This is a genomic window from Shigella sp. FC1544, from assembly GCF_001722145.1.
Lineage (GTDB): Bacteria > Pseudomonadota > Gammaproteobacteria > Enterobacterales > Enterobacteriaceae > Escherichia > Escherichia coli.
Genome location: NZ_MECT01000338.1, coordinates 1 through 1,040, shown reverse-complemented (window position 1 = coordinate 1,040; position 1,040 = coordinate 1). Strand labels below are relative to the sequence as shown.

The following is a 1,040-nucleotide window of genomic DNA, read 5'->3' as shown; positions in this document are numbered from 1 at the left end:
CTTTCTGTTCCATAACAGGTGTCCACTAGTTGAAAAGGTGGGCACCTACGTTACCAATACAGGCTTAATGGCTACATACGGCGGTCAGTTTACGCTTACAATAAATATGAAAAGATGGTTTAAATACCCCGTTACTTTTGACTTACACTATACGGTATCGCATCGTTTAATATTCGCACCGGCCAGATTTTTATTTCTATTAGTTGTCACAATACTGAATGCGTACGACCACAGTATTCTGGCTCCTGTGTGGTCATGCTTTAATTCTGCGTTCCGGACAGATAAGCAGTTGCTTGCAGGAATCCTTCTTGTGTTAATGTCAGTTCCCCTTTTTACCAGTGCTGATTTCCACATTCCGTCCAACAGAGCTTATAGCCTTTCCCTGGATTATAGCATTGTCCGGCTGAAGTTCTTTTTGAATAATAATAGAAGCACTGCTGGCAGATCCAGTCCGTTTTTCATAACCCACTGTACTGATAACCATAATCTAATCAGTAGAAATTGAGTCGAAAATAAGCACTACTCCATACAGGATAATTAGAGGTCAGTTTGATTATTCACAATTCATCATCAGCATTTTCTGTTTCTGACGAAATCAACATGAAAAGAACCATATATGATAATTATTATAATAACGGTTTTAATTGGAATACATATATTACAACGTATTATATATAATTGGTATTCTAGGAACTATATTCTCAAAATACGGTAATGACTCCAACTTATTGATAGTGTTTTATGTTCAGATAATGCCCGATGACTTTGTCATGCAGCTCCACCGATTTTGAGAACGACAGCGACTTCCGTCCCAGCCGTGCCAGGTGCTGCCTCAGATTCAGGTTATGCCGCTCAATTCGCTGCGTATATCGCTTGCTGATTACGTGCAGCTTTCCCTTCAGGCGGGATTCATACAGTGGCCAGCCATCCGTCATCCATATCACCACGTCAAAGGGTGACAGCAAGCTCATAAGACGCCCCAGCGTCGCCATAGTGCGTTCACCGAATACGTGCGCAACAACCGTCTTCCGGAGCCTGTC

General features: G+C 41.9%; 2 pseudogenes. Both read right to left on the bottom strand.

The features are described 5' to 3' along the window. Positions 1–147: 147 nt before the first annotated feature. Positions 148–484, bottom strand: a pseudogene (locus BGK49_RS29580) (hypothetical protein). 241 nt (positions 485–725) lie between these two features. Then, positions 726–1,040: pseudogene (locus BGK49_RS15875) on the bottom strand (IS1-like element IS1B family transposase); the annotation flags it as partial.